This is a genomic window from Streptomyces sp. NPDC090088 (assembly GCF_044747345.1).
GTDB lineage: Bacteria > Actinomycetota > Actinomycetes > Streptomycetales > Streptomycetaceae > Streptomyces.
Window position 1 is genome coordinate 1,156,005 of sequence record NZ_JBIVDZ010000002.1, and the last position, 26,557, is coordinate 1,182,561.

Annotated in this window: 27 protein-coding genes; 17 read left to right on the plus strand and 10 right to left on the minus strand. The window is 70.0% G+C overall.

From position 1 onward, the window contains the following. The first annotated feature begins 39 nt into the window (after positions 1–39). From ACIPSJ_RS14015 to ACIPSJ_RS14025, 3 genes are read left to right on the plus strand one after another with little or no spacing between them, the layout of a single operon-like run. The gene (locus tag ACIPSJ_RS14015; RefSeq protein WP_359224239.1) at positions 40–783 is read left to right on the plus strand and encodes a hypothetical protein; all 744 of its coding nucleotides are present in this window, start codon (positions 40–42) and stop codon (positions 781–783) included. After that, positions 780–1,460, plus strand: a complete 681-nt coding sequence (locus tag ACIPSJ_RS14020; RefSeq protein ID WP_401345720.1) for a DUF4166 domain-containing protein — start codon at positions 780–782, stop codon at positions 1,458–1,460. Before ACIPSJ_RS14015 ends, ACIPSJ_RS14020 begins: the two co-directional genes overlap by 4 nt. Next, complete coding sequence (locus ACIPSJ_RS14025) at positions 1,457–2,107, plus strand: TetR/AcrR family transcriptional regulator (RefSeq protein ID WP_401345722.1); 651 nt, start codon at positions 1,457–1,459, stop codon at positions 2,105–2,107. The genes ACIPSJ_RS14020 and ACIPSJ_RS14025 overlap by 4 nt, the downstream gene beginning before the upstream one ends. Here the strand turns inward: ACIPSJ_RS14025 and ACIPSJ_RS14030 are convergent. Together ACIPSJ_RS14030 and ACIPSJ_RS14035 are read right to left on the minus strand one after the other, a co-directional pair. Next, the gene (locus tag ACIPSJ_RS14030) at positions 2,104–2,322 is read right to left on the minus strand and encodes a hypothetical protein (RefSeq protein ID WP_359224245.1); all 219 of its coding nucleotides are present in this window, start codon (positions 2,320–2,322) and stop codon (positions 2,104–2,106) included. The two genes, ACIPSJ_RS14025 and ACIPSJ_RS14030, sit on opposite strands and share 4 nt — an antisense overlap. After that, entirely contained in the window at positions 2,319–3,323 is a 1,005-nt protein-coding gene (locus ACIPSJ_RS14035) for a DUF5937 family protein (protein ID WP_359224247.1), read from the minus strand. Before ACIPSJ_RS14035 ends, ACIPSJ_RS14030 begins: the two co-directional genes overlap by 4 nt. A gap of 85 nt (positions 3,324–3,408) precedes the next feature. Between ACIPSJ_RS14035 and ACIPSJ_RS14040 the strand changes: the two genes are divergently transcribed. The 4 genes from ACIPSJ_RS14040 to ACIPSJ_RS14055 all read left to right on the plus strand — a co-directional run bounded on the left by ACIPSJ_RS14040 (position 3,409) and on the right by ACIPSJ_RS14055 (position 7,376). Continuing rightward, positions 3,409–4,611, plus strand: a complete 1,203-nt coding sequence (locus ACIPSJ_RS14040; RefSeq protein ID WP_359224249.1) for an MFS transporter — start codon at positions 3,409–3,411, stop codon at positions 4,609–4,611. 66 nt (positions 4,612–4,677) lie between these two features. Further along, positions 4,678–5,187, plus strand: coding sequence for a MarR family transcriptional regulator (locus tag ACIPSJ_RS14045; RefSeq protein ID WP_355727416.1), 510 nt, complete (start codon positions 4,678–4,680; stop codon positions 5,185–5,187). A 66-nt stretch (positions 5,188–5,253) separates the two neighbouring features. Next, complete coding sequence (locus ACIPSJ_RS14050) at positions 5,254–5,592, plus strand: DUF3817 domain-containing protein (RefSeq protein ID WP_401345725.1); 339 nt, start codon at positions 5,254–5,256, stop codon at positions 5,590–5,592. Positions 5,593–5,675: 83 nt separating this feature from the next. Then, positions 5,676–7,376 (plus strand): methylmalonyl-CoA mutase, encoded by a 1,701-nt coding sequence (locus ACIPSJ_RS14055; RefSeq protein ID WP_401345727.1) that lies wholly within the window; start codon positions 5,676–5,678, stop codon positions 7,374–7,376. A gap of 22 nt (positions 7,377–7,398) precedes the next feature. On the opposite strand, the gene ACIPSJ_RS14060 is transcribed toward ACIPSJ_RS14055, so the two are convergent. Continuing rightward, positions 7,399–8,034, minus strand: a complete 636-nt coding sequence (locus ACIPSJ_RS14060; RefSeq protein WP_359224256.1) for a TetR/AcrR family transcriptional regulator — start codon at positions 8,032–8,034, stop codon at positions 7,399–7,401. A 233-nt stretch (positions 8,035–8,267) separates the two neighbouring features. Here ACIPSJ_RS14060 and ACIPSJ_RS14065 point away from each other — a divergent pair, with 233 nt between their 5' ends. The 4 genes from ACIPSJ_RS14065 (at position 8,268) to ACIPSJ_RS14080 (ending at position 12,521) form a co-directional block, all read left to right on the plus strand. Further along, positions 8,268–9,242 carry a tetratricopeptide repeat protein gene (locus ACIPSJ_RS14065; protein ID WP_359224257.1) on the plus strand — a complete coding sequence of 325 codons (975 nt, stop codon included), beginning with the start codon at positions 8,268–8,270 and terminating at the stop codon, positions 9,240–9,242. A gap of 621 nt (positions 9,243–9,863) precedes the next feature. Further along, a complete protein-coding gene (locus ACIPSJ_RS14070) occupies positions 9,864–10,496 on the plus strand; it encodes a DUF6230 family protein (protein ID WP_355727408.1) in 633 nt (210 codons plus the stop codon). Between the two features lie 116 nt (positions 10,497–10,612). After that, positions 10,613–11,167, plus strand: a complete 555-nt coding sequence (locus tag ACIPSJ_RS14075; RefSeq protein ID WP_359224259.1) for a DUF6114 domain-containing protein — start codon at positions 10,613–10,615, stop codon at positions 11,165–11,167. Then, entirely contained in the window at positions 11,157–12,521 is a 1,365-nt protein-coding gene (locus ACIPSJ_RS14080) for a hypothetical protein (protein WP_401345730.1), read from the plus strand. The genes ACIPSJ_RS14075 and ACIPSJ_RS14080 overlap by 11 nt, the downstream gene beginning before the upstream one ends. Positions 12,522–12,619: 98 nt before the next feature. On the opposite strand, the gene pyk is transcribed toward ACIPSJ_RS14080, so the two are convergent. The 3 genes from pyk to pta all read right to left on the minus strand — a co-directional run bounded on the left by pyk (position 12,620) and on the right by pta (position 17,419). Next, complete coding sequence (pyk, locus tag ACIPSJ_RS14085) at positions 12,620–14,050, minus strand: pyruvate kinase (protein WP_359224263.1); 1,431 nt, start codon at positions 14,048–14,050, stop codon at positions 12,620–12,622. 73 nt (positions 14,051–14,123) lie between these two features. Continuing rightward, positions 14,124–15,332, minus strand: coding sequence for an acetate kinase (locus tag ACIPSJ_RS14090; protein WP_401345732.1), 1,209 nt, complete (start codon positions 15,330–15,332; stop codon positions 14,124–14,126). Beyond that, positions 15,329–17,419, minus strand: a complete 2,091-nt coding sequence (gene pta / locus ACIPSJ_RS14095) for a phosphate acetyltransferase (protein WP_401345734.1) — start codon at positions 17,417–17,419, stop codon at positions 15,329–15,331. The genes ACIPSJ_RS14090 and pta overlap by 4 nt, the downstream gene beginning before the upstream one ends. Before the next feature lie 206 nt (positions 17,420–17,625). Here pta and ACIPSJ_RS14100 point away from each other — a divergent pair, with 206 nt between their 5' ends. Then, positions 17,626–18,651 (plus strand): ATP-dependent 6-phosphofructokinase, encoded by a 1,026-nt coding sequence (locus ACIPSJ_RS14100; RefSeq protein WP_355727397.1) that lies wholly within the window; start codon positions 17,626–17,628, stop codon positions 18,649–18,651. A 112-nt stretch (positions 18,652–18,763) separates the two neighbouring features. On the opposite strand, the gene ACIPSJ_RS14105 is transcribed toward ACIPSJ_RS14100, so the two are convergent. The 4 genes from ACIPSJ_RS14105 to ACIPSJ_RS14120 form a co-directional block, all read right to left on the minus strand. Further along, a complete protein-coding gene (locus tag ACIPSJ_RS14105; protein ID WP_401345736.1) occupies positions 18,764–19,480 on the minus strand; it encodes an XRE family transcriptional regulator in 717 nt (238 codons plus the stop codon). Positions 19,481–19,580: 100 nt separating this feature from the next. Further along, positions 19,581–20,411 carry a carbohydrate ABC transporter permease gene (locus tag ACIPSJ_RS14110; RefSeq protein WP_359224271.1) on the minus strand — a complete coding sequence of 277 codons (831 nt, stop codon included), beginning with the start codon at positions 20,409–20,411 and terminating at the stop codon, positions 19,581–19,583. A gap of 8 nt (positions 20,412–20,419) precedes the next feature. Further along, positions 20,420–21,292, minus strand: a complete 873-nt coding sequence (locus ACIPSJ_RS14115; protein ID WP_359224273.1) for a sugar ABC transporter permease — start codon at positions 21,290–21,292, stop codon at positions 20,420–20,422. Continuing rightward, complete coding sequence (locus ACIPSJ_RS14120) at positions 21,289–22,656, minus strand: extracellular solute-binding protein (RefSeq protein ID WP_359224275.1); 1,368 nt, start codon at positions 22,654–22,656, stop codon at positions 21,289–21,291. The genes ACIPSJ_RS14115 and ACIPSJ_RS14120 overlap by 4 nt, the downstream gene beginning before the upstream one ends. Positions 22,657–22,836: 180 nt before the next feature. On the opposite strand from ACIPSJ_RS14120, the gene ACIPSJ_RS14125 reads away from it, so the two are divergent. The 5 genes from ACIPSJ_RS14125 (at position 22,837) to ACIPSJ_RS14145 (ending at position 26,455) form a co-directional block, all read left to right on the plus strand. Beyond that, positions 22,837–23,253 (plus strand): PPOX class F420-dependent oxidoreductase, encoded by a 417-nt coding sequence (locus ACIPSJ_RS14125; protein WP_401345738.1) that lies wholly within the window; start codon positions 22,837–22,839, stop codon positions 23,251–23,253. A 346-nt stretch (positions 23,254–23,599) separates the two neighbouring features. Then, complete coding sequence (locus tag ACIPSJ_RS14130; RefSeq protein WP_359224281.1) at positions 23,600–23,866, plus strand: type II toxin-antitoxin system Phd/YefM family antitoxin; 267 nt, start codon at positions 23,600–23,602, stop codon at positions 23,864–23,866. Next, complete coding sequence (locus ACIPSJ_RS14135) at positions 23,859–24,122, plus strand: type II toxin-antitoxin system RelE/ParE family toxin (RefSeq protein ID WP_401345740.1); 264 nt, start codon at positions 23,859–23,861, stop codon at positions 24,120–24,122. The genes ACIPSJ_RS14130 and ACIPSJ_RS14135 overlap by 8 nt, the downstream gene beginning before the upstream one ends. A 97-nt stretch (positions 24,123–24,219) precedes the next feature. Then, complete coding sequence (locus ACIPSJ_RS14140) at positions 24,220–25,467, plus strand: hypothetical protein (RefSeq protein ID WP_401345741.1); 1,248 nt, start codon at positions 24,220–24,222, stop codon at positions 25,465–25,467. Positions 25,468–25,555: 88 nt separating this feature from the next. Beyond that, on the plus strand, positions 25,556–26,455 hold the full coding sequence (locus ACIPSJ_RS14145) for a tetratricopeptide repeat protein (protein ID WP_401345743.1): 900 nt from the start codon (positions 25,556–25,558) through the stop codon (positions 26,453–26,455). Positions 26,456–26,557 lie beyond the last annotated feature (102 nt).

The window sequence follows — 26,557 nt, forward strand, 5'->3', positions numbered from 1 at the left end:
AAATAAGCTCGGAAGACCAGGTGACGGGGGTACGACGCCATGGGGCTCTACATAGAGGCGCACATCCGCGCCGACCTCGACGAACTGTGGGCACGCACCCAGGACCCGGGGCGGCACCAGCGCTGGGACCTGAGGTTCACCGAGATCGACTACCTCCCACGGGTGACGGGCGAGCCGCAGCGCTTCCGTTACGCCACGCGGGTGCTGCCCTTCCTGACGATCGCCGGCACCGGTGTCTCGGCGGGGGAGAAGGAGCGCCCCGACGGCACCCGAACCTCCGCCCTGCGCTTCGCCTCCCCGCACCCGCTCTCGCTGCTCGCCGAGGGCGGCGGCTACTGGCGGTACGTCCCGGTCGCCGACGGCGTCCGCTTCCTCACCGGCTACGACTACCGGCCCCGCTGGGGCGCCCTCGGTGCGCTCGCCGACCGCCTGGTCCTGCGCCCGCTGATGGGCTGGGCGACCGCCTGGTCCTTCGACCGGCTGCGGCTGTGGCTGGAACGCGGGATCACCCCGGAACGGGCCCGGTGGAACTGGCTGGCCGAGATGGCGGCCCGGGCGCTGACGGTCGCCGGCTGCGGCACCGCCCTGATCCGGGGCCGGGTCCCCGACGCCCTCCCGCCCACCGTCGCCTTCCTGGTCCCGCTCCTCCTGGTCGTCGCCCTCTTCCTGGCCCTCTGCACCCCGCCCCGCGCCACCACCCCGGCCGCCCGCCGCTGCCTGCGCACCCCACCCGTCCGAGTGACCGCCCCGCGCGTCCTGAGCACCCTGGAGAAGCAGCCGTGACCTCGATGTTCCGCACCGTGATGGGCCCCGACTTCGACCGGCTGCACCCGCAGCTCCAGCGCCGGTTCTCGGTCGGCCTGACGAGCGGCGAGGCCTGCACCGGCCACGGCGTGATGGACCGGATCTGGCACGGCGGGGCCTTCGTGAAGCCGTTCCTGGCGCTGGGCACCACCCGCAACATCCTGGTCCCGAGGGCCGCCCGGAACGTGCCCTTCAAGATCGAGAATGTGCCCTACGCCGACACCTACGGCCGTGAGACGGTGACCTTCGTGCGCACCTTCGACCTGCCCGGCCGCCCCCGCCGCTTCGACGCCCAGATGGTGCTCAGCCCCAAGGGCGACCGCATCCTCGACTACCTCGGCACCCACCAGCACCTCGCCAGCGAGCTGCACTTCCACGCCGAGTCCGACGGCTCCCTGCTGATCCGCTCCGGCGAACACCGGTTCAGGGAGGGCCCGGTGGACGTCCGCGTCCCCGAACTCGTCGGCGCCACCGCCGAGGTGCGGGAGTCCTACGACGACCGGGCCGGCCGTTTCCGTATCCGGGTGCGGGTCGTGAACCGGTACTTCGGGCCGCTCTTCGGCTACCAGGGCTCCTTCGAGGCGTCGTACACCGACATCCGCGGCTGCGGGGTGCGACCCGGACTGCGGCCCGTCCGCGAGGAGTCGCGCGCGTGAGCCCGGAGACCGCCAAGTCCCTGGAGACGAAGCACAAGCTGCTGGAGGGCGCGCTGCGGACGCTCACCGAGCAGGGCATCGCCAAGACCTCGGCCCGTACGGTGGCGGCGGCGGCCGGGGTCAACCAGGCGCTCGTCTTTTACCACTTCGGATCCGTGGACGAGCTCCTCGCCGCCGCCTGCCGGTACGGCGCCGAGCAGGCCGTCGACCGCTTCCGCCCCCGCCTCGCCGCCGTCGGCTCGCTCTCCGAACTGCTCACCGTGGGGCGGCAGATCCACGAGGAGGCGCGCACGGGCGGCCATGTCGCCCTGCTCGGGCAGCTGCTGGCCGGCGCGCAGACCCACGAGGCGCTCGGGCCCGCCACTGCGGCCGGGCTCGACCTGTGGATCGCCGAGATCCGGACGGTGCTGGTCCGGGTTCTCGCCGCCACGCCCTTCGGGGAGTTCGCCGACCCGGCCGGGCTCGCCCGCGCGGTCGCCGCGTCCTTCGTCGGCATCGAGCTGTACGAGGGCGTCGACCCGTCCGGCGCCCACGCGGCCCTGGACGCCCTGGAGCAACTCGGCGCCCTGGCCGCCGCGCTGGACGAACTCGGCCCGGTCGCCCAGCGCGCGGTCCGCCACCACCTGCGCCGCACGAACCGCCGCTAGGGCCGTTGCCCCGGCTTCGGCGGCAGATGCCGGACCACGAGCGCGACGGCCGCCTCCGCCGTGGCGGTCCGGCCCGGCTCGGTGTGGTCGCCGCCGTAGACCGTGCACGGCGACGGACCCCCGTGGCTCGGGAACGGGTACGAGTCCCGCAGCCGCGGCTCGGCGTGGGCCGCCCGGGCGGTGGCCGCGTCGGGTGCTCCGGACAGGGGCCTCATCGTGGCGCGGGCCCGCTGTCCGAGGTCCCGGACGCCAGGGCGATGCCCAGTGGGGTCCGCTCGTACAGCACCTGGTGGCCGTAGCGGCGCGAGGTGAGCAGGCCCGTGTCGCGCAGGGCGGCCAGGTGGGCGGAGACGGAGGAGGGGGCCAGTCGCAGCCGGTGGGCCAGGGCGGTGGTGGTGGCGGGGTCGGTGAGGGCGGTGAGGACGGCGGCCCGGCCCCGGCCGAGGAGTCGTACCAGCGCGTCGGGTGTGGTGGCGGCCGGGTCGGTCCACAGGCCGCCGATGCCCCGGGCCGGGTAGACCAGGGTCGGGCGGGCCGGCGGTTCGAAGGTGCTGATCACGTCCGGCCAGGTGAACACGCTCGGCATCAGGACCAGGCCCTGCCCGCCGAGGCGCCGCTCGTACACGCCCGCCGACTCCACGGTCAGCGTCCCGGCCCGCCAGCCGCAGCGGTGGTGGATCTCCGGCAGCAGTCCGCCGAGGCCCACCTCCGCCAGCCGCCGGGAGTGGAAGGCGATGTCCGCCTCCAGCAGGGCCCGCAGCCGGGGCCAGTCCGGGGCCACCAGGACCCGCCAGGCCTCCTCCAGCAGGTCCGTCAGCTCCCGGACCAGGCGCGACGGATCGGCCAGCCAGGCCCGGGCCGTCGCCGACTCCCGTGCGCCCGGGGTGTCCGCGAGCGAGCGGGCGGTGTCGGCGCGGGCCGTCTCCGGGTCCACCGCCCGCAGTACCGCCAGCTCCTCCTCGACGGAGGCCGCCGGGCCGGTCGGCGGCGGCACCAGCCAGTCCGGGGAGTGACCGCGCCGGGGCATCAGCAGCCACAGCGGGGTCAGGTCGAGACCGGCGGCCACCGCCCGGATCCGCCGCAGCCAGGGCGCGTGGTAGCCGTGCCGGTCCGGCCGCCGCAGGGTGCGCACCGCCTCCTGCGTCTCCCACAGCGGCGACACGGCGAACCGGCACCGGAGGAAGTCGTCCTCGTCGAAGTGGAGGTGGGAGGGCATGGCGGGGTCCTGTGGGGAGGTGCGGAAGATTCGGCTGGTGCCGAAACTCTAAGCGCCGGGCGCCGGTCCGGGCACGCTGCCGTCCATGTCCGCACCTGCCCTTCCCCGGCCCGTCGGCTACGGCCGGGTCCTCGCCGTTCCCGAGTTCCGTGCCGTCTTCGCCGCTCATGTGCTGTCGATGCTCGGCGTGATCGTCAGCGAGATCGCGCTGTCCGTGCTGGTGTACGACCTCACGGGGTCGCCGCTGCTCAGCGCGCTGACCTTCGCGCTCGGCTTTCTGCCGTACCTGGTGGGCGGCACGCTGCTGGCCGGGGTCGGCGACCGGTATCCGGCCCGCCGGGTGCTGGTGGTGTGCGACCTGGTGTGCGCGGGGTGCGTGGCCGTGATGGCGCTGCCGGGGACCGGGATCGGGGTGCTGCTCGCGCTGCGCTGTGCGCTCGCCGTCGTCTCGCCGGTGTTCGCCGGCACCCGGATGGCGACCCTCTCCGACATCCTGGGCGGCGGCGACCTGTTCGTGCTCGGCCGTTCCCTGCTGCGGATCGTCGCGCAGAGCGCGCTGCTCGTCGGCTACGGCCTCGGCGGACTGCTGCTCGCCGTGCTCGCCCCGCGCCACGCGCTGCTGATCACCGTCGCCGGCTTCCTGGCCTCGGCCGTGCTGCTGCGCCTGGGCACCCGGCCCCGCCCCGCCCGCCCCCGGGCCCCGGAGGGCGGCGGCACCCGCCGCCTCCTCGCCGACCGCCGGATCCGCCTCCTTCTCCTTCTCTTCTGGGTCCCGGCGATGTTCGCCGTCGTCCCCGAGGCACTCGCCGCCCCCTACGCCGACGGGCTCGGCGCCGGATCCCCCGGGCTCGGCCTGCTGATGTGCGCGCTGCCGGTCGGCACGGTCGCCGGGGAGCTGTACGCGGGGGCCCGGCTCGGCCCGGCCGCCCGGGAGCGGATCGCCCTCCCGCTGGTCTGCCTCACCCTGCTGCCGTACCTGGGCTACGCCCTGCATCCGTCCCTGGCTCTCTCGCTGCTGCTCCTGCTGCTGGCGGGGGCGGGGTCGGCGTACACGCTGGGCCTGGACCAGTGGTTCGTGCGGGCCGTGCCCGAGGAGCTGCGGGGGCGGGCGATGACGGTGCTCAGCGCGGGGCTGATGACCGTCCAGGGTGTCGGTATGACGCTGGCGGGGGTGGCGGCGGAGGCGGTGGGGGTGCGGGCCGCGGTCGCGGGGGCCGGGGTGGTGGGCGCGCTGTGCTGCTGGGGGCTGGCGGTGGCGGCCCGGCGGGCGGTGCCGCGGGTGCCGTGACGGCAAAGGTGCCCGAAAGCCGAGACACGGCTGACCGCTATATGACCGGCCGGTAGGGTCGGTGACGTGCCCAAGCCACTCAGTCTCCCCTTCGACCCCATCGCCCGAGCCGACGACCTCTGGAAGCGGCGCTGGGGAAACGTACCGTCGATGGCCGCGATCACCTCGATCATGCGGGCCCAGCAGATCCTGCTGGCCGAGGTCGACGCGGTGGTCAAGCCGTACGGGCTGACGTTCGCGCGTTACGAGGCGCTGGTGCTGCTCACCTTCTCCAAGGCCGGTGAGCTGCCGATGTCGAAGATCGGCGAGCGCCTCATGGTGCACCCCACCTCCGTCACGAACACCGTCGACCGGCTGGTCAAGTCCGGCCTGGTCGACAAGCGCCCCAACCCCAACGACGGGCGCGGCACCCTCGCCACCATCACCGAGAAGGGCCGCGAGGTCGTCGAGGCCGCCACCCGCGACCTCATGGCCATGGACTTCGGCCTCGGCGCCTACGACTCCGAGGAATGCGCCGAGATCTTCGCGATGCTGCGCCCGCTCCGGGTCTCGGCGCACGACTTCGACGAGGAGTGAACCCGCTGGCGGCACACGGGTGACCCGCCCCAAGATCTACCCGAACGGGTGGTTACGCTCGTCCTCATGAAAAAGAGCGTGCTGACCCGCTACCGTGCCCTGGCTTATATCACCGGTGTGCTGCTGGTGCTGCTGTGCCTGAGCATGATCGGCAAGTACGGGTTGCATATCGACGGTGCCGGCGACGTCACGCGGGTCGTCGCCATCGCGCACGGCTGGCTCTACGTCGTCTACCTGGTCTTCGCCTTCGACCTGGGCTCCAAGGCGAAGTGGCCGGTCGGCAAGCAGCTGTGGGTGCTGCTGGCGGGGACCATCCCGACGGCCGCCTTCTTCGTGGAGCGCAGGGTCACCCGTGAACTCGACGCCAAGGTGACCGAGGGCTCTCCCGCCGTCGCCAAGGTCTAGATCCGGGCCGTACCGCCGTACGGAACACCCGTACGGCGGTTCTTCGTCGACATTTACTTGGACGTCCTAGTAAATTCGATGGTATGGACGCTGACGCCATCGAGGAGGGCCGCCGACGCTGGCAGGCCCGGTTTGACGCGGCTCGTGCGCGGGGCGCGGACTTTTCGACGCTCTCCGGGGATGTGGTGGAGCCGGTGTACGGGCCCCGGGACGGGGACGTGTACAAGGGGTTCGAGCGGATCGGGTGGCCGGGGGAGTACCCGTTCACGCGGGGGCTTTATCCGACGGGGTACCGGGGGCGGACCTGGACGATCCGGCAGTTCGCGGGGTTCGGGAACGCCGAGCAGACGAACGAGCGCTACAAGATGATTCTCGCCAACGGCGGCGGCGGGCTGTCCGTGGCGTTCGACATGCCGACGCTCATGGGGCGGGACTCGGACGATCCGCGCTCGCTCGGTGAGGTGGGGCACTGCGGGGTGGCCGTCGACTCCGCCGCCGACATGGAGGTCCTGTTCAAGGACATCCCGCTGGGCGACGTCACGACGTCGATGACGATCAGCGGTCCGGCGGTGCCGGTCTTCTGCATGTACCTGGTCGCCGCCGAGCGGCAGGGCGTCGATCCGGCGGTGCTCAACGGCACGCTCCAGACCGACATCTTCAAGGAGTACATCGCCCAGAAGGAGTGGCTCTTCCAGCCCGAGCCGCACCTGCGGCTCATCGGCGACCTGATGGAGTACTGCGCGGCCGGCATCCCCGCCTACAAGCCGCTGTCCGTGTCCGGCTACCACATCCGCGAGGCCGGGGCCACGGCCGCGCAGGAGCTGGCGTACACCCTCGCGGACGGCTTCGGGTACGTCGAACTGGGGCTCAGCCGCGGGCTCGACGTCGATGTCCTCGCACCCGGCCTCTCCTTCTTCTTCGACGCGCACGTCGACTTCTTCGAGGAGATCGCCAAGTTCCGCGCCGCGCGCCGGATCTGGGCCCGGTGGATGCGGGACGTGTACGGGGCGCGGTCGGACAAGTCGCAGTGGCTGCGCTTCCACACCCAGACCGCGGGGGTCTCGCTGACCGCCCAGCAGCCGTACAACAACGTGGTGCGTACGGCGGTGGAGGCCCTCGCCGCCGTGCTCGGCGGGACCAACTCGCTGCACACCAACGCGCTCGACGAGACGCTGGCGCTGCCGAGCGAACAGGCCGCGGAGATCGCGCTGCGCACCCAGCAGGTGCTGATGGAGGAGACCGGGGTCGCCAACGTGGCGGACCCGCTGGGCGGTTCCTGGTACGTCGAGCAGCTCACCGACCGGATCGAGGCCGACGCGGAGAAGATCTTCGAGCAGATCAAGGAGCGCGGACTGCGCGCCCACCCCGACGGACGGCACCCGATCGGGCCGGTCACCTCCGGGATCCTGCGGGGCATCGAGGACGGCTGGTTCACCGGCGAGATCGCCGAGTCCGCGTTCCGGTACCAGCGGGCGCTGGAGAAGGGCGACAAGCGGGTGGTGGGCGTGAACGTCCACACCGGGTCCGTCACCGGAGACCTGGAGATCCTGCGCGTCTCGCACGAGGTGGAGCGGGAGCAGGTGCGGGTGCTGGGAGAGCGGAAGTCCGCGCGCGACGAGGGTGCGGTGCGCGCCGCCCTGGACGCGATGCTGGGCGCCGCCCGCTCCGGGGCCAACATGATCGAGCCGATGCTGGACGCCGTACGCGCCGAGGCGACCCTGGGCGAGATCTGCGGGGTGCTGCGCGACGAGTGGGGGGTGTACACGGAACCGGCCGGGTTCTGACCCCCTCAGGCCCGAGCGCGCCTCAGCGGGCTTCGGCGTCGCCCGCCGCGCCCGCCAGGCCCAGCAGCAGGATCCGCGTCAGGCTGTGCACCCACTCCTCGTCCGCCGGCTTGCCGCTCACCAGCGCGCGGTGCACCACCGAGCCCGCCACCAGGTCGAAGATGAGGTCCGCCGTGCGGTCCGCCTCGCACGGGTCGGGCTGCTCGGGGAGTTCGCCGCGCCGCTGGGCCCGCTCGCGGCCCTCCACCACCAGCCGCTTCTGACGGTCCACGATCGAGGCGCGGATACGTTCCCGCAGCGCCTCGTCCCGGGTCGACTCGGCCACCGCCGCCATCAGCCCGCTCTTGGCCTCCGGGCGGTCCAGGATCGCCGCGAACTGGAGCACCACGCCCTCGATGTCGTTCGCCAGGCTGCCGCGGTCGGGGAGTTCGAGCTCGTCGAACAGCTCCGCGACCGCGTCGACGACCAGTTCGTTCTTGCCGGCCCAGCGGCGGTAGAGCGTCGTCTTCGCCACCCCGGCGCGGGTCGCCACGTCCCCCAGCGTGAGCTTGGACCAGCCCAGTTCGACCAGCGCCTGGCGGGTCGCCGCCAGGATGGCCGCGTCCGCGGCGGCGCTGCGCGGGCGTCCGGTACGGCTGGCGGGGGTGCGGCTCTGCATTCCACGACCATAACCGGCGGTTCATGTGATGCCGTGAGGGAGATCACCGGAATGTGGTGTCGCCGGGACCCGCGAAGGGATTACGCTACGGGTCGTAGCGAAAGCTCGTGGGTGACCGCACGGGCGACGACCATGAGGCGTGGGGTGGGGACCCGGCGCCGCAGAAAGCGCACAGCGGAACTGTCTTTCACAACGCTTTTCACACACACGCGGGAACGGGGGAGGATAGACGCATGCAGCCACGGAACATGTCCATGAGCGGCGTCGTCGACCTCGCCGCGGTGAAGGCGGCCCAGGAGGCCAAGGCCAAGGCCGAGCAGACGCGCGCCGAAACGGCCCGGCAGGGTGGTGCCGGCGCCGTCTCCCCGGCCGATCTGGTCATCGACGTCGACGAAGCCGGCTTCGAGCGCGATGTCCTGCAGCGGTCCGCCGAAGTCCCCGTCGTCATCGACTTCTGGGCCGAGTGGTGTCAGCCCTGCAAGCAGCTGAGCCCGGTCCTGGAGCGACTCACCGTCGAGTACAACGGCCGCATCCTGCTGGCCAAGATCGATGTCGACGCCAACCAGATGCTGATGCAGCAGTTCGGGATCCAGGGGATCCCCGCGGTGTTCGCCGTCGTCGCCGGGCAGGCCCTGCCGCTCTTCCAGGGGGCGGCCGGCGAGGAGCAGATCCGCGGCACCCTCGACCAGTTGATCCAGGTCGCCGAGGAGCGCTTCGGGCTGACCGGGCTGGTCGTCGACCCGGACGCGCAGCCGGGTGCCGCCCCGGCCGAGACCGCGATCCCGGCCGGTCCGTACGACGCCCTCCTGGAGGCCGCCGTCCAGGCGCTGGACGCGGGTGACTTCGGCGGTGCGGTCCAGGCGTACCAGAACGTGCTGAGCGACGACCCGGCCAACAGCGAGGCCAAGCTGGGGCTCGCCCAGGCCGAGCTGCTCAAGCGGGTGCAGGGGATGGACCCGCAGCGGGTGCGCGAGGACGCGGCCGGCAAGCCGGGCGACGCCGAGGCGCAGATCGCGGCCGCCGACCTGGATCTGGTGGGCGGGCATGTCGAGGACGCCTTCGGGCGGTTGATCGAGACCGTGCAGCGGACGGCCGGGGACGACCGGGACGCCGTACGGCGGCGGCTCCTTGAGCTCTTCGAGGTCGTCGGCACCGACGATCCCCGGGTCGTGGGGGCGCGCCGGGCGCTGGCGCGGGCGCTGTTCTGACCAGTCGCTAAACGTCACGTCCTGTGATGCCCGAGTGAAAGATTTGCCGACGAGGTGTCACGGCGGCCGCTCTTTACCAAATCTTGGTAATCGCGGCCGCTGTTACTCGCAGTAAATCAGGGGCGTTGATCTGTCTGGTTCCGTCCACGGATCAACAGTTTTGTTCTCCCCCTCGAAGCCACCCAGAGTCGCTCTCCGAGACCAGCGGGTCGTCCTTCGGTTATCCGCCCGTTACTACCCAGTAACGAAGCCCCTTGTGCGGGCGGCGAGAATGCACCACGATCGGCGACGCTCGGTCCATTCCCGTACCCCAACAACCAGTCGGGCCCGCGGGTTCATCTGGGTCCCCACCGAGCAGAGTCGGCGGCAGTGGCGCCGGCTCTTGGGCAGGGGGGTCTTCGCCTGAGGCGAAGCCTGTCCAGCAAGGTTGTGCGTGATGCGTGTCAGGCGCGACCAGTGGTTGTCGCTCGGGGGTGATCGCCGGTGATCGAGGTGCGGTTCGCGCCTGTGAGCTCGGGCGCTCCCCTTCCGAGGACGTAGCACTTCTCCCATCCCTGCCCGGTTGAGCCGCCGTTGGGGGCAAGTCCGGGCCAGGAGATGTACGTCCGAGAAGGAGGAAATATGGAGTCCCAGGTGCGTGGCGGGACCAGATGGAAGCGGTTCGCTGTGGTCATGGTGCCCAGCGTCGCCGCCACGGCGTGTATAGGTGTCGCCCTCGCGCAGGGCGCTCTCGCCGCGTCGTTCAGCGTTTCCGGTCAGTCGTTCAAGGTGACCGCGGACCGGCTCGACGGCACGGGCTTCGAGCAGTACGGAGCTCTTGACTCGGGCTACACGCTCAGCGGCGACAAGACGGTTCACCCCGTCGCTGTCTCCGCGTTCAAGAGCGCGAAGATCCAGAACATGTGCCAGTCCGTGGTCACGCCGAACATCCCGATTCTGGGTTCGGTCAGCCTCACGCTGAAGGCCGGTGCCGACGCCCCGGTCGAGGCGTCGAACCTCTACATCGACCTCGACGACCTGAGCGCCGACGCGACGTTCACGAACATCGACATCGGTGTGGCCGCCAAGGACGCCAGCAAGGGTCCGGGCATGAAGGGTGGCAGCGAGCAGGCCAACCCGTACGGCTTCTCGCAGCAGGCCGACTCGGCCACGCTGACCAACGTGAAGCAGACGGCGTGGGCCACCACCGCCGGAACCTTCAAGCTGAGCGGTCTGCACATGTCGGTGTCGACCGGAACGCACGAGTGCTACTGAGCACTCAATGAACGGGCGGGGGGCCTTACGGACCCCCGCCCGTCCACACTCCGGGCGTGCTTCACGCGCGGTACACATCACCACCACAGCAACACCGCACCAGGGAGCTGTTTTCCATGAGCGCCGAGACCCCTGCCGCCGCACCCGGTCAGTTCAGCCACCGGAGGCAGCAGTTCCGTGACTGGCGGGGAACGCGTCCGTTCTGGGCCGGTCTCTTCGTCTTGCTCAGTGGCCTTCCGATCATGTACTTCCCGTACGCGCATCTCCAGCTCGGTCATCTCACGATCGCGATGTCGACCACCGCGGGTGCCGGATCCCTGATCATCGGTGTGCTGCTCGTCGTCCTGGGCATCAGCCTCTGGTTCCAGAAGCACGTACGGACCTTCGCGGGAGTCGCCGCGATCCTGCTCGCGCTGGTGTCCCTGCCCGTGTCCAACTTCGGCGGCTTCGTCGTGGGCTTCCTGTTCGCCCTGGTCGGCGGAGCGATGGCGGTGGCCTGGTCGCCGGGTGTCCCCCCGCAGCCGCAGCCGGAGGGCGACGTCCCCCCGGCCGGGAGCGACACCCCCGACGAGGTCACCTACTTCACGGGTGCGGACGGCGTGGACGAGGCGAATGACCTGTCAGGAACGAGCCCGCTGGACGGGGCGAACGGGAGGCACAGTGCCGGCTGACGAGGTGACCCACGGGACTGGGGTGGACGAGTCCCGTGTGAGAACCGGGCCGCGCCACGCGGCACCAAAGAAGCCGCTGTTCACCAGGTTCCACATGCCGGCGGGCAAGGCGATAGCCACCGTGGCGATGCCGACGGCCGTGCTCATGGGCATGGGCTTCACATCGACGCTCGCCCTCGCCGACAGCAACAACACGTCGTCGCCGACCTCGAAGAGCCTCACGGCCGACGAGTACAAGGACTGTGTCTCCGCGCTGGAGTCCTCCTCGCCCTCCGCCTCGGCGAGCGCGAGCGACGACGCCACGGACTCGGCGACGCCGTCCGCCACGGCGTCGGACGACAAGAAGGACTCCACGTCCTCCTCGGACACGTCCTCGTCCTCGGATTCAGGTTCCGACGACGCGGCCACGCCGACGCCGTCCGCGTCCAAGTCGTCCTCGACGTCCGGCTCCTCGGACTCGTCGGGTTCGTCCGGCTCCTCGGACTCGGGCAGCACGGCGAGCCCGTCGCCGTCCGCCTCCGAGAGCAGCAGCAGCGGTGGCGGACTGCTGGACTCGATCGGCGACGCGATCTCCGGCATCCTCAGCGGCGGCACGACGACGTCCACCTCGTCGAGCTCGACGGCCACCGAGAGTGCGACCCCCTCGCCCTCGGCGACCTCGGACTCGTCGTCCTCGGACTCCTCGTCGAGCAAGGACAGCGGCACGTCCGGCACCGCCAAGGACACCGTCTCCGAAGCGGCCAAGACGGTCACGGACACCGTGAAGGACACCACCGACACGGCGACCAAGGCGGCCGACGACGCCACCAAGGCGGCCGCGGACGCCGCCACGGACACCGCCTCGCCGAGCGCCTCCGCGAGCGCGAGTTCGTCGGCCGACGACTGCCCGGTCGCCACCGACGACGAGAGCGGCGTCGACAACAAGGTGCCGGTGGCGGACGACCCCTGGTACCTGAGCGCCAGCTCGCTGCTGCTGAAGAGCGCCGACTACCAGGGTGTGGTCGAGGTGAAGACGGCCAGCGGTGAGAAGAAGAAGGTGCTGAAGTACGTCATCTCGGGCGGCACCGACATCGGCGACCTGCACCAGACGGTGAAGGACTCGCTGTCCGGCAAGACGTACCACGTCCAGGCCGCCTCCGGTTCGACGTCGACCATCCGCGACGGCGACACGGTGATGTACACGGAGTCCATCTCCGGCAACCTGTTCGGTCTGATCCCGATCACGTTCGACCCGGACAACCCGCCGCCGCTGAACATCCCGCTGATCTACTTCACCAACGTGAAGGTCGTCCAGGCCGGCCAGTTCGGTGGCACCCTGCACGTGCCCGGGATGCACGTGTACACGACCGACTGAGCGCACCCACAAGCCCGTTCGGGAGCCGCGCAACACCTGAGGGCGCCCCCTGTCGCAGGGGGCGCCCTCAGCGCCGTACAAGAGCCTTCGCGGGTGCGTCAGTTGCCGGCGGTGCCGCCGATGTGGTGGACGCGGAGCATGTTGGTGGTGCCGGAGACACCGGGGGGCGAACCGGCCGTGATGATCACGGTGTCGCCCGGGTTGAAGCGGTTGATCTTGGCGAGCTCCATGTCCACCATGTCCACCATGGCGTCCGTGCTGTTCACCAGCGGGACCACGTGCGACTCCACGCCCCAGCTGAGGGTGAGCTGGTTGCGGGTGTTCTCGTCGGTGGTGAAGGCGATGATCGGCTGCTGGGCGCGGTAGCGCGACAGCCGGCGGGCGGTGTCACCGGACTGGGTGAAGGCCACCAGGCCCCGGCCGCCCAGGAAGTCCGCGATCTCGCACGCGGCACGCGCGACCGAACCACCCTGCGTACGCGGCTTCTTGCCCGGCACCAGCGGCTGCAGGCCCTTGCTCAGCAGCTCCTGCTCGGCCGCGGCGACGATCTTCGACATCGTCTTCACGGTCTCGACCGGGTACGCGCCCACGCTCGACTCGGCGGACAGCATGACCGCGTCGGCGCCGTCCAGGATCGCGTTGGCCACGTCGGAGGCCTCGGCGCGGGTCGGGCGCGAGTTGGTGATCATCGACTCCATCATCTGGGTCGCCACGATCACCGGCTTGGCGTTGCGGCGGCACAGCTCGATCAGGCGCTTCTGCACCATGGGGACCTTTTCGAGCGGGTACTCGACGGCGAGGTCACCACGCGCGACCATCACGGCGTCGAACGCCAGCACGACGCCCTCCATGTTCTCGACCGCCTGCGGCTTCTCCACCTTGGCGATGACGGGGACCCGGCGGCCCTCCTCGTCCATCACCCGGTGGACGTCGTTGACGTCCTTGGCGTCCCGCACGAAGGACAGCGCGACCATGTCGCAGCCCATGCGCAGCGCGAACCGCAGGTCCTCGATGTCCTTGTCGCTCAGCGCGGGCACGTTGACGGCCGCGCCGGGCAGGTTGATGCCCTTGTGGTCGGAGACGACACCGCCCTCGATGACGATCGTCTTCACCCGCGGGCCCTCGACGTCCAGGACCTTCAGCTCGACGTTGCCGTCGTTGATCAGGATCTGGTCGCCGCGCGAGACGTCGCCCGGCAGGCCCTTGTAGGTCGTACCGCAGATGGTCTTGTCGCCCGGGACGTCCTCGGTCGTGATGACGAACTCGTCACCGCGCTCCAGCTCCACCGGTCCCTCGGCGAAGGTCTCCAGACGGATCTTCGGGCCCTGCAGGTCGGCGAGGACCCCGATGGCACGGCCGGTCTCCTTGGAGGCGGCCCGGACGCGGTCGTACCGCCCCTGGTGCTCGGCGTGCGTGCCGTGGCTGAAATTGAACCGGGCCACGTTCATGCCGGCCTCGATCATGGAGACGAGCATCTCGTGGGTGTCGACCGCGGGGCCGAGAGTACAGACGATTTTCGAACGGCGCATGGGGCGATCCTATCGGTTTGTTTCGCTACGGAATATTCCGTCTGGTGGAAGATACAAATGGGCGTTAAGCTGCTCAGCTGTTATTTCCGACCAGTGCGTACGTCTGGGTGGCGATCTCCAGTTCCTCGTCCGTCGGCACCACCGCGACCGCGACCCGTGCCCCCGCCGGCGAGATCAGCCGCGCCCCGTCCGCGCGCACCGCGTTCCGCTCCGGGTCGACGGCGAGCCCCAGCCCCTCCAGACCCGCCACGGCCGCCTCCCGCACCGGGGCCGCGTTCTCGCCGACCCCCGCCGTGAAGGCCACCGCGTCCACCCGGCCGAGGACGGCGCAGTACGCACCGATGTACTTCTTCAAGCGGTGAATGTAGATGTCGAAGGCGAGCCCCGCCTCTTCGTCACCCTCGTCGATCCGGCGCCGGATCTCCCGCATGTCGTTGTCACCGCACAGACCGAACAAACCACTCCTCTTGTTGAGAAGAGTGTCGATCTCGTCCATGGACATTCCGCCAACTCGCGCCAAATGGAAAATGACGGCCGGATCCAGATCACCGGAACGGGTTCCCATCACCAGTCCCTCCAAAGGCGTCAGCCCCATGGAGGTGTCCACGCACTTCCCGCCCGCCACCGCCGAGGCGGACGCCCCGTTGCCCAGATGCAGCACGATGACGTTCACCTCTTCCGGTGCCTTCCCCAGCAGCCGCGCGGTCTCCCGCGAGACGTACGCGTGCGAGGTGCCGTGGAAGCCGTAGCGGCGGATGCGGTGCCGGTCGGCGATCTTCGGGTCGATCGCGTAACGGGCCGCGGACTCCGGCATCGTCGTGTGGAACGCCGTGTCGAAGACGGCCACCTGCGGCAGGTCCGGACGCAGTGCCCGCGCGGTGCGGATACCGGTCAGGTTGGCCGGGTTGTGCAGCGGGGCGACCGGGATCAGCCGCTCGATCTCGGCGAGCACCTCGTCGTCGATCACGGTCGGCTCGGTGAAGAACATCCCGCCGTGCACCACCCGGTGCCCGATCGCGGCCAGCTCCGGCGAGTCGAGCCCGAGCCCGTCCTTCGCCAGCTCCTCCGCCACGGTCTTCAGGGCCGCCTCGTGATCGGCGATCGGCCCGTTCAGCTCGCGGGTCCCACCGGTGGTGAGGCAGGAGTGCTTCAGCCGGGAGGCCTGCTCGCCGATCCGCTCGACCAGACCCACCGCCAGCCGGCTGCTGTCCCGCATGTCCAGCAGCTGGTACTTCACCGACGAGGAGCCGGAGTTGAGGACGAGGACACGGGTGCGGCTCACTGCTCGGACGCCTTCTCGCTGGGGTTCTGGGCCTGGATCGCCGTGATGGCGACGGTGTTGACGATGTCCTGGACGAGAGCGCCCCGGGACAGGTCGTTGACGGGCTTGCGCAGCCCCTGCAGCACCGGCCCGACCGCGATCGCGCCGGCCGACCGCTGCACGGCCTTGTACGTGTTGTTGCCGGTGTTGAGGTCCGGGAAGATCAGCACACTGGCCTGCCCGGCGACCTCGGAACCCGGCAGCTTGGTGGCGGCCACGCTCGGCTCCACGGCCGCGTCGTACTGGATGGGCCCCTCGATCTTCAGGTCGGGCCTGCGCGAGCGCGCCAGCTCGGTCGCCTCCCGCACCTTGTCGACGTCGACGCCCGAACCGGACGTACCCGTCGAGTACGACAGCATCGCGATCCGCGGCTCCACCCCGAACTGGGCGGCGGTACCGGCCGACTGGACGGCGATGTCGGCGAGCTGCTCGGCGTCCGGGTCCGGGTTCACCGCGCAGTCGCCGTAGACCAGCACCTTGTCGGCGAGGCACATGAAGAACACCGAGGAGACGATCGAGGACCCCGGCTTGGTCTTGATGATCTCGAAGGCCGGGCGGATCGTCGCCGCCGTCGAATGCACGGACCCGGAGACCATGCCGTCCGCGAGCCCCTCCTGGACCATGAGCGTGCCGAAGTAGTTGACGTCCGAGACCACGTCGTAGGCCAGCTCCACGGTCACGCCCTTGTGGGCGCGGAGCAGGGCGTACTGCTCGGCGAAGGTGTCGCGCAGGGGGGAGGTGGCCGGGTCGATCAGCTGGGCGTCGGCGAGGTCGATGCCGAGGTCGGCGGCCTTCTTGCGGATCTGGTCGACGGGGCCGAGCAGTGTGATGTCACATACCCCCCGGCGCAGCAGCACCTCCGCCGCGTGCAGCACCCGCGCCTCGGTCCCCTCCGGCAGCACCACCCGCCGCTTGTCGGAACGCGCCTGTTCCAGCAGCTTGTGCTCGAACATCATCGGGGTGAGCCGGCCGCTGCTCGGCGCCGAGACCCGCTTGTTGAGGCCGGCGGTGTCGACGTACCGCTCGAACAGGCCGAGCGCGGTCTCCGCCTTGCGCGGGGTGGCCGCGTTCAGCTTGCCCTCCAGGGAGAACAGCCGACCCGCGGTCGGGAAGCTGTTGCCGGCCACCGAGAGGACCGGGGTGCCCGGGGCGAGGCGGGCGGCGAGGGTGAGGATCTCGTCGCTGGGCCGCTCGTCGAGGGTGAGCAGCACGCCGGCTATCGGCGGGGTGCCGGCGCTGTGCGCGGCCAGCGAGCCGACGACCAGGTCGGCGCGGTCGCCCGGGGTGACGACCAGGCAGCCGGGGGTCAGGGCGGGCAGGAAGTTCGGCAGCATCGCCCCGCCGAACACGAAGTCCAGGACGTCCCGGGCGAGCCCCGAGTCGTCGCCGAGCAGCACCTTCGCGTCGAGCGCGTGGCTGATCTGGGCGACCGTCGGCGCGGACAGCGCGGGTTCGTCCGGCAGCACGTACACCGGCACCGGCAGCCGCCCCTCGATCCGCTCGGCGATCTCGTCGCGGTCCTCGCGGGCGACCCGGTTGGCGACCATCGCCAGCACGTCGCAGCCGAGGCCGTCGTACGCCCGGAAGGCGTTGCGGGTCTCCGCCAGCACCGACTCGGTGTTCTGGTCGCGGCCGCCGACCACCGGGATCACCGAGGCGCCGAACTCGTTGGCGAGCCGCGCGTTGAGGGAGAGCTCGTCCGGGAACTGGGTGTCGGCGTAGTCGGTGCCGAGGACCAGGACGACGTCGTAGTCCCGCGCCACCAGGTGGAAGCGGTCGACCAGGGTGGAGACCAGTTCGTCGGCGCCGCGCTCGGCCTGGAGAGCGGACGCCTCGTGGTAGTCCAGGCCGTAGACGGTCGCCGGGTCCTGGGCGAGGCGGTACCGCGCACGCAGCAGCTCGAACAGGCGGTCGGGCCGGTCGTGGACGAGGGGGCGGAACACACCGACCCGGTCGACCTGCCGGGTCAGCAGCTCCATCACGCCCAGTTCGACCACCTGGCGGCCGTCGCCGCGGTCGATCCCGGTCACGTACACGCTGCGCGTCACGTGTGCACTCCGTCTCTGTGTAGTACTGGTGCTCTGTGTAGTACCTGGTGCGGCCGCATAAAAATCGCCCACCGGGGTGAGCGGAACCCTCTTGACAATACCCCCGACGCCGGATAAGGCGCCCGTCAGGATTTCACCGCCCCGCGTGGCATGAAACAATCGGATCGGCTCACCGGCAACGACAGCGAGCAGGAGACACACCAACCATGCGCATCGGAGTTCTCACCGCAGGCGGCGACTGCCCCGGCCTGAACGCCGTCATCCGATCGGTGGTACACCGCGCTGTCGCGCAGTACGGCGACGAGGTCATCGGCTTCGAGGACGGGTTCCGGGGTCTGCTCGACGGCCACTACCGCACCCTCGACCTGGACGCCGTCAGCGGCATCCTGGCCCTCGGCGGCACGATCCTCGGCTCGTCGCGACTGGAGCGGGACCGGCTGCGCGAGGCGTGCGACCGGGCCACCGACATGGTCGAGGAGTTCGGCATCGACGCGCTGATCCCGATCGGCGGCGAGGGCACGCTCACGGCGGCCCGCATGCTGTCCGACGCGGGCCTGCCGGTCGTCGGCGTCCCGAAGACCATCGACAACGACATCTCCTCCACGGACCGCACCTTCGGCTTCGACACCGCGGTGGGCGTCGCCACGGAGGCGATGGACCGGCTCAAGACCACCGCAGAGTCCCACCAGCGGGTGATGGTCGTCGAGGTGATGGGCCGGCACGCCGGCTGGATCGCCCTGGAGTCCGGCATGGCCGCCGGCGCCCACGGCATCTGCCTCCCCGAGCGGCCCTTCGACCCCGCCGACCTGGTCAAGATGGTCGAGGAGCGGTTCTCCCGCGGCAAGAAGTTCGCCGTGGTGTGCGTGGCGGAGGGCGCCCATCCCGGCGAGGGCACGATGGACTACGGCAAGGGCGAGATCGACCAGTACGGCCACGAGCGCTTCCAGGGCATCGGTACGGCACTGGCGTACGAGCTGGAGCGGCGGCTCGGCAAGGAGGCCAAGCCGGTCATCCTCGGCCACGTCCAGCGGGGCGGCACGCCCACGGCGTACGACCGGGTGCTGGCGACGCGGTTCGGGTGGCACGCGGTGGAGGCGGCGCACCGGGGTGACTTCGGGAGGATGACCGCGCTGCGGGGGACGGACATCGAGATGGTGCCGCTCGCGGAGGCGGTGACCGAGTTGAAGACGGTGCCGAAGGACCGGATGGACGAGGCGGAGTCGGTTTTCTAGGCTGCGGTTCGTTTTCGGCTGCGGGTGAGTGGGGGCTGTTCGCGCCCACGCGGCGGAGCCGCATATCGAATACAGCCCCGCGCCCCTTGCGGGGCGCTTTAGCCGGGGGCGTTCAGGAAGTGCCCTTCTCCACCGTGTTCCAGAAGTGCATGACGATGCCGGCCAGGAAGTCCTCGCCCAGCTTCTGTATCCGGTTCGTCGCGGTGAAGTCGCCCCATGACAGCGTTGTCGCCAGTTGTGCCTGGTACGACTCGTGCAGCTCGCCGAGTGTCTGTTCGATGAGTCGCTTGTCCAGGGGGATCAGCTTGCAGACCTGCCGGACGTAGGGCTGCCGCCGGGTGGTGGTGACGGCGCCGCGCAGCAGTTCCGCCAGTTGCTCCTCCTTCCCCGTGAGCGCGATGACGTCCGGCAGGGAGAGGCGGAGGAAACCGGCCAGGGCGACGGTCAGGCGGTCGGTGCCCCGCCACTCCTCGTCCTCCTCCAGCTTCAGGTACGGGAGGAGACCGAGACCGAGGGCCGCCGCCACGTCCTCCGGGGCCAGGCCGCGGGCGATCCGGTGTTCGCGCAAGGTCCGCGGGCGGCCGATCAGTTCGCCCGGGGTGCACCACAACACGCCCGCGAGGGCAGTCAGTTCGGGACTGGTGGGAACCAACTCCCCGCCCTCCCAGGCGAGTACGAGATCCGGGGTGGCGTACGGCATGCCGTACGAGGCTTGTAAGTCGTACGCCACGTGCTCGGGCCCCATGCCGAGCGCCGCACGGAATCTGCGGGCGGCGGGGGCGTTGAAGGGGGGGCCTGGCTGGTTCGGCAGAGCTGGGGGTCGGCGCACAGCCGACAAGGTAGGGGTGCGCGAGGGTATTGACTACGGTCCGTTCGGCCAGGAACACGGATTGTGGGAGCGTACGGATTCACGAGCGATGCTTACCTGTTCATCCCTTGACGGCGCCGCCCAGTGCGAACCCGCCACCCAGCCGCCGCGCGACCAGCACGTACAGCAGGATCACCGGCGTCGAGTAGATGACGGAGAACGCGGCGAGCTGGCCGTAGGCGACCATGCCACGGTTGCCGAAGAAGTCGTTGATGCTGACGGAGGCGGGCATCTGGTCCGGCGAGAGCAGCAGCATGAACGGGACGAAGAAGTTGCCCCACATCATCACGAAGGCGAAGACGGTGACGACGGCGAGCCCGGGTCCCATGAGCGGCAGCACGATCCGCACCAGTGACTGGGCGGAGTTGGCGCCGTCCGTCCAGGCGGCCTCCTCCAGCTCCTTCGGTACGCCGTCCATGAAGTTCTTCATCAGCCAGATGGCGAAGGGGAGTTGGGAGGCGGCGAAGAACAGGATGGTGCCCTGCATGGTGTCGATGAGGTTGATCCGTACGAACAGCGCGTACACCGGCACCATGATCGCGGTGATGGGCAGACTCGTGGCGAAGAGGATGGACAGCAGGAACGGGCGGTTGAGCCGGGACCGGTAGCGGGAGAGCGGGTAGGCGGCGAGGGCGGCGCAGACCACGGTGAGCGCGGTGGCGCCCCCGCACAGGACCAGGCTGTTGAGCAGCGGGGTGTAGGTGATGTCCGGGGTGAGGATCGCGTCGAAGTTGGCGAAGGTGAACCCGTCCGGGATCCGGACCCGCAGACCGGCGTGCGGATCGACGGCGGAGAGCAGCACCCAGGCGAGCGGGAGCACGAAGGCGGCGGCCACGATCAGCAGCCCGAGGTCGGCGGCGAGCCGGCGGGAACGGCGTTGGCGGCGGGGCATGTCCGGGTTCACACCTCCGTGCGCAGCAGTCGCATGTAGACGACGGAGAAGAGCGAACCGACCAGGAGAAGGAGCAGCGCGACCGCGGTCCCGTACCCGATCATGCTGTTCTGGAAGGCCTGTTCGTACATGAACAGGGGCAGGGTCTGGCTCCTGTCGCCGGGCCCGCCCCGGGTCATCACCCAGATCAGCCCGAAGACGGAGAGCGTCTGGAGGGTGTTGAGCATCAGGTTCGTCCCGATGGACCGCCGGATCATGGGCAGCGTGATGTGCCACATCCGGCGCCAGCCGCCGGCGCCGTCCACCTCCGCCGACTCCTCGATCTCGGTGGGTATCTCGTCGAGGGCGGCGGAGTAGACCAGCATCGAGAAGGCGGTGCCCCGCCACACGTTGGCGAACGAGACGGCCAGGATGGGCAGCGTGAACAGCCAGTTCTGGGACGGCAGACGGAGGAAGTCCAGGATGGCGTTGAGGGTGCCCTCCCGTCGGAAGAACGCGTACAGCAGGAACCCGGCGACGACCTCCGGCAGCACCCACGCCGTGATCACGATCCCGCCGGTGAGCGTCCGCACCGGCTTCGACGCCCGCCGCATCAGCGCGGCGAGCGCCAGCCCCAGCGTGTTCTGCCCGACGAGCGAGGACAGCACGGTGAAGACGAGGGTCAGCCAGACGGCGTTGAGGAAGGCGTCGTCGTGGAACGCCCGGCGGAAGTTGGCGAGACCGACGAAGGAGGAGTGCGCCTGGCCGGTGAGCTGGAGGTCGGTGAAGGCGATCCAGGCGCAGTAGACGATCGGCCCGCCGAGGAAGAGGAGGAGCAGGACCAGCGCGGGGGTGAGGGGGAGGGCGCGGGGCAGGGCGCGGGCGACGCGCCGGGTGGTCACTGGGTGACCACTTGGTCGTCGGTGACGTCCTTGAGCGTCGAATCGTAGGTACTCGCCGCCTTGTCGACCGAGGCGTCACCGGTGGTCACGCTCTCCATGGCCTCCTGGATGGCGGTGGAGACCTTCGGGTACGCCGGGTAGGCGGGCCGGTAGTGGGTGCTGGCGACGAGATCGGTGAAGAACTCGATGCCGGGCTGGGCGGCCGTGTACGACGGGTCGCCGGCGACGTCCTTCCGCACCGCGATCCCGGAGTTGGCGATGTACCACTTCTCGGCGTTCGCCTTGGTCTGCATGGTCTTGATGAAGTCGAAGGCGAGGTCGGGGTTGCCGGCCTTGGCGGGTATGGACCAGGTCCAGCCGCCGGACATGCTCACCTTGCCGGGGGCCTGCCCGTGCTGGGTGGGCATGTAGGCGAGCCCGAGCTGCTTCGACCAGTCGGACCACTCGTGCCCGCTGCCCTTGCCCCATGACTGCGGCAGCCAGGACCCGTCGAGGTTGATGCCCACCTTGCCCTGGGGCATCAGCTCACCCCAGAGCGTGTTGCGGTAGTTGGGGTCGAGCGCGTCGGAGACGTCCGGGCCGAGCTTGTCCTTGTACACGGTCTCGACGAAGGACAGCGCGTCCTTGAACCCCTGCCCCCCGGCGATCCACTTCTTGCTCGTCTTGTCGTACAGGGGGTCGCTGGTCCCGTCGTCGGTGCCGTACAGCAGCATCTCGAAGCCCTGCATGCTCGCGGTCTCGCCGGCCGGCTTGCCGGTGTAGACGTTGAGGGGGGTGACGCCGGGGACCTTCGCCTTGATGGTGCGGGCGGCGGCGAGCACGTCGTCCCAGCTCTTCGGCTGCCAGTCGGCCGGCAGCCCGGCCTTCGCGAACACGCGCTTGTCGAACCAGAGCCCGCGGGTGTCGGTCCCGTCGGGCACGCCGTACGTCTTCCCGTCCTCGCCCTTCGCGGCCGTCTTCGCGGTGTCGATGAACTGCCCCCAGTCGCCCCACTTGGCGAGATAGGAGTCGAGGGGCTTCAGATACCCGCTGGTGATGTCGGAGTTGATGAGGAAGGTGTCCTCGTACACGAGGTCGGGGGCGGTTCTCGGCGACCGGAGCATCTGCTGCAGCTTGGTGTAGTACTCCGAGTCCGTGGCCTTGATGGGGACGAGCTCGACCTTCTTCCCCGGGTACTCCTTCTCGAACTGCTTCTTGATGTCCGCGAGGTAGTTGTCCGTCACCTTGACGGAGTTGTCCATCGACTGCTTGAAGGACACCTTCACGGTGTCCGGGCTGCTCCCCGACCCACCGCTGCACGCGGTGAGGGAGGCGGCCGAGGTGACGAGGGCGAGGGCAAGGATGCTGACGGCGGTGGGGCGCACGGGCACGACCTCCTCGGCGGCCACTGCGCTGTGGCCTGGGGGTTCGTCTCTTGCCGTGTGAAGGTAAGTGGAGTGGTCTAGTCAGGTCAATGAGCGTGCGGGGGTTTGCTGGGGAAGGCTGTCGCGCGGTGCGGCCGTCACTTGACCTCAAGCAGGCTTGAGGTCCTACGGTCCACAGGCATGACCTTCACCGCCAAGGAGCGCGAGTACCTCGGTACCCAGTCGCTGGCCCGCCTCGCCACCTCCGGCCCCACCGGCCCCCAGGTCCGCCCCGTCGGTTTCAGGCTCAACGCCGACGGCACCATCGACATCGGCGGCCCGAACCTGCGCGCCAGCCAGAAGTACCGCAACGTCCAGGCGCGCCCCGAGGTCTCCCTGCTCGTCGACGACATGACCCCCGACGAGCCCGGCGCCGTCAAGCCCGGCTGGGGCCGTGGCGTGGAGATCCGGGGCCACGCCGACCTGCTCACCCTCGACGAACCGCCGCTCGCCCCGGACTTCTTCAGCAACGACGTGATCCGCGTCCACCCCCGCCGCGTCATCAGCTGGCACATCGACCCGGACCGGCCGGCGGGCCACGCACGCGACGTCGTCTGAGGTCGGACAGCCCTGGAGGAGGTGGTCGGCTCCGCCGGCTTTGATGTCGCGAATGAGGGCGCGGAGGGCTTCGCGGGTGCCGGTGAGGCAGGCGGTGGCGGGCGCTGACCGCGTGCGCCTGCCGGTTCATGCCGGGGGAGGTGTACGAGTCGCTGCGTTACCGGGAGGGTTCGCTCCGGGTCGCCCTCTACGGCAGGCATGGCGTCAGCCTGGGATCTTGGCGGCTTTGTCGCGGGTGTCGGCGGCCTCCGCGGGAGCGTTGGCGGCGGGCGTCCTTGGTGAGGGTCAGGTCGGCAAGGGAGGTGAGCGCTTGTGTACACATGGGGCATCTGGTACTTTTGATCGTATGACGCAGATGCCCATAGAGTCCATCCGTGACGTGCGTGCCCACCTGGCCGAGGTGGTTGAACGGGCTGATCGTGACGACACTCCGACGGTCATCACTCGACGGGGCAGGGAAGTCGCCGCGGTCGTGTCGATCGAGGTGCTGCGCAGGTACCAGGAATGGGAAGAGCGCGAGATCAACCGGATCATCGACGAGCGCATGGCGAATCCGGCTGCCGGCGTCCCGATCGAGGACGTCATGAAGGAAACACTGGCACGCAGTGAGTGAGTACCGAACCGTTTTCAGGCCTGAGGCGCAGGCGGAGCTGCGCAAGATCCCTCGGGACATGGCGCTGCGCATCCTGGTGAAACTGACGGAGCTGGAGACCGACCCGCTCGGTTTCAGCACCACCGCGCTTGTCTCCCAGCCGGACCGGCGGCGGCTGCGCGTCGGCGACTATCGCGTCATCTACACCATCGACAACGGTGAACTCGTGGTGTGGGTCGTGCAGGTGGGACACCGCTCCACCGTTTATGGCGCATGACGTGACGGGGCGCTGACCGGGGCGTCGAGGAGGGACTGTCTCGCAGTGATAGCCGGCGTACCGTGCGGGCATTGGAAGATCTCGGACAGGCGACACAGTGCAGGGCGAATCCAAAGGTCCCATCTTCGGCGGTGATCACGTCGATTTCCGGGACTCCGTGTTCCTCGGTCCAGTGACCGGAAAGACCGAGCATCACCACAGTCATCATCACTGCGGTGCCGCCCCCACCGCTCTGGAATCCCTTCCCGCCATGCCGTCGGGCTTCACCGGGCGCGAAGCGGAACTGCGTACGCTCCTCGATGCCCTCGAACCCGGTGCGGCGAACGCTTCTACGTCCGTCCCGGTCACGGCGGTCTCGGGCCTCGGTGGTGTCGGCAAGACTGCGCTCGCATTGGCGGCGGCGCACGAGGCTCGCGGCAGAAAATGGTTCCCCGGCGGTGTTCTCTTCGTCGACCTGCACGGTTACGAGGGCACTCCCGTCACAGCGGACCTTGCCCTTCAGGCGCTGCTCCGGGCACTCGGCGTGCCGCCCGGCCAACTCCCCACAGGTACCGAGGAACGCGGCGCGCTGTACCGCACGAAGCTCACGGAGATTGCCCGAGACCGAGGTCCCCTCCTCCTGTTTGCCGACAACGCCTCGTCCGCCGGCCAGGTCCGGGACCTGCTGCCCGGCTGTCTCGGACACCGAGCCCTGATCACCTCCCGGCACCGGCTCGCCGCACTGGGCGCGCGCCTTCTGACCCTCGACGGGTTGCCGGCGGCCGCTGCTGTCGGCCTGCTCGACCGTGCCTTGCGGACAGCGGACCCCGCTGACACGCGAGTTGCGGACGACACGAAGTCGGCTTCCCTGCTGGCCGAGTTGTGCGGTCGGCTACCACTCGCACTGCAGATCGCCGCCGCTCTGCTGTCCACCGACCCCGGTACTCCGGTGTACGAACTCGTCACCGAACTGATCGAAGCCCAGAGTCGTATCGACTGTCTGGACGACGGCGAACTCAGTGTGCGTCTCACCTTCGACCTCTCCTACCGCAGGCTGCCCGAAGCAGAAGCCCGCCTGCTCCGTCTCTTTGCGCTTCTGCCGGGTACGGAGTCGGGCCTGGCCGCTGTCGAGGCTCTCCACGGAAAGCGGGGCCGCACGGTGCGTGTCCTGCTGGCCGCCCTCGAACGAGCGCATCTGGTGGAGCCGGGGAGTTGTCCGGGGCGGTGGAGGCTGCACGATCTCGTCCGGGAATACGCGGCGCAGGAGGCCACAGCGACGGAACGCGGGGCGGCCCGGACCCGGGTGATGTCCTTCTATCTGGAGCGTGCCAGGGCGGCGGACGTGCATGTGCGTACCGGCCCTTGACAGGCCTCCGCCGAGAAGCATCCGATTCCAGCCGTTCCGGGACCGGGGAGAGGCCCTCATCTGGCTCGACGAGGAACGCCAGAACCTGGTGGCGGCCACCCGGTGGGCTGCCGATCCGCAGTTCGCCCGCGATGCCTTCCTGTTGGCCGGCTACCTGGCCGAGTATCTCCAGTTCCGCCGTTACTCCGATGACGGAGTCGTCGTGGGGCGCGCCGCCCAGGGCGCCGCTCGGCGGGCCGGTGACAGGAAGTGCGAGGCCGAGGCCTGGAACAGGACGGGCATCTCGCTGCGGGACACAGGGCGAGTCTGGGAGGCGATCGAGGCATACCGGCAGGCATTCTTCCTCTACCGGGCCGTCGGGCAGGAGCGTGGTGCGGCCCAGGCCGCGTGCAACATTGGCTACACGCTGGGCGATGTCGGGCAGTTCGACGATGCCATCCGTGCTCTCACTGACGCACTCGGCTGCTTCCAGCGCACGGGAGACCTGCACTCCGAGGCCGGTGTCCGGACCAACCTGGCGGTCATCCTCCGTAAGTGCTGCAGGGTCCAGGAGTCGGTCGAGACAGTGCGGCGGGCCATCCAGCTCTACCGCGAGACGGGCGATCGACTTCGTGAAAGCCGTGCCTGGCACGGCTACGGCCAGGCGCTCGACGCGTTCGGGAAGCCGCGCGAGGCGGTGGACGCCTGCCTGCAGGCCCTGGCCGTGTCCGAGGAGTTCGAGGACTGGCACGGGTGCGGCAAGACCCTGTACGTCCTTGGGATGATCCATGAGAGGGCGGGCGAACCGGCGCGGGCGCGCTCGTCATGGCTGCGTGCCGCCGAGTTCTACGACCGCGCGGGCGCCGTACGGGACGCCGCACTGGCCCGCCGTGCGGCCAGGCTCACCGGCTCTGCGGAACCCGCTGGCAAACCGACTCCGGCCTCCCCACCTGTCGGCAAAACGGCTCCGAGTACCGGGTCGGCGGGTCGCGGAGCGGCGCGGAGGTGAATGCGGACAAGACCGCTGTGACGTCTGCCTGATGGCCCGCCACCCGCCCCGCGCACATCACATGCGTGTCCGCTGCCACCGACGCCCGGAGCCAGGGGGCGG

Excerpts from the sequence above, each read along its gene's own strand:
- ACIPSJ_RS14015 (WP_359224239.1), top strand. The coding sequence starts at position 40 with ATGGGGCTCTACATAGAGGCGCACATCCGCGCCGACCTCGACGAACTG.
- ACIPSJ_RS14030 (WP_359224245.1), bottom strand. The coding sequence starts at position 2,322 with ATGAGGCCCCTGTCCGGAGCACCCGACGCGGCCACCGCCCGGGCGGCC.
- ACIPSJ_RS14035 (WP_359224247.1), bottom strand. The coding sequence starts at position 3,323 with ATGCCCTCCCACCTCCACTTCGACGAGGACGACTTCCTCCGGTGCCGG.
- ACIPSJ_RS14040 (WP_359224249.1), top strand. The coding sequence starts at position 3,409 with ATGTCCGCACCTGCCCTTCCCCGGCCCGTCGGCTACGGCCGGGTCCTC.
- ACIPSJ_RS14050 (WP_401345725.1), top strand. The coding sequence starts at position 5,254 with ATGAAAAAGAGCGTGCTGACCCGCTACCGTGCCCTGGCTTATATCACC.
- ACIPSJ_RS14055 (WP_401345727.1), top strand. The coding sequence starts at position 5,676 with ATGGACGCTGACGCCATCGAGGAGGGCCGCCGACGCTGGCAGGCCCGG.
- ACIPSJ_RS14060 (WP_359224256.1), bottom strand. The coding sequence starts at position 8,034 with ATGCAGAGCCGCACCCCCGCCAGCCGTACCGGACGCCCGCGCAGCGCC.
- ACIPSJ_RS14065 (WP_359224257.1), top strand. The coding sequence starts at position 8,268 with ATGCAGCCACGGAACATGTCCATGAGCGGCGTCGTCGACCTCGCCGCG.
- ACIPSJ_RS14070 (WP_355727408.1), top strand. The coding sequence starts at position 9,864 with ATGGAGTCCCAGGTGCGTGGCGGGACCAGATGGAAGCGGTTCGCTGTG.
- ACIPSJ_RS14075 (WP_359224259.1), top strand. The coding sequence starts at position 10,613 with ATGAGCGCCGAGACCCCTGCCGCCGCACCCGGTCAGTTCAGCCACCGG.
- pyk (WP_359224263.1), bottom strand. The coding sequence starts at position 14,050 with ATGCGCCGTTCGAAAATCGTCTGTACTCTCGGCCCCGCGGTCGACACC.
- ACIPSJ_RS14100 (WP_355727397.1), top strand. The coding sequence starts at position 17,626 with ATGCGCATCGGAGTTCTCACCGCAGGCGGCGACTGCCCCGGCCTGAAC.
- ACIPSJ_RS14110 (WP_359224271.1), bottom strand. The coding sequence starts at position 20,411 with ATGCCCCGCCGCCAACGCCGTTCCCGCCGGCTCGCCGCCGACCTCGGG.
- ACIPSJ_RS14125 (WP_401345738.1), top strand. The coding sequence starts at position 22,837 with ATGACCTTCACCGCCAAGGAGCGCGAGTACCTCGGTACCCAGTCGCTG.
- ACIPSJ_RS14130 (WP_359224281.1), top strand. The coding sequence starts at position 23,600 with ATGACGCAGATGCCCATAGAGTCCATCCGTGACGTGCGTGCCCACCTG.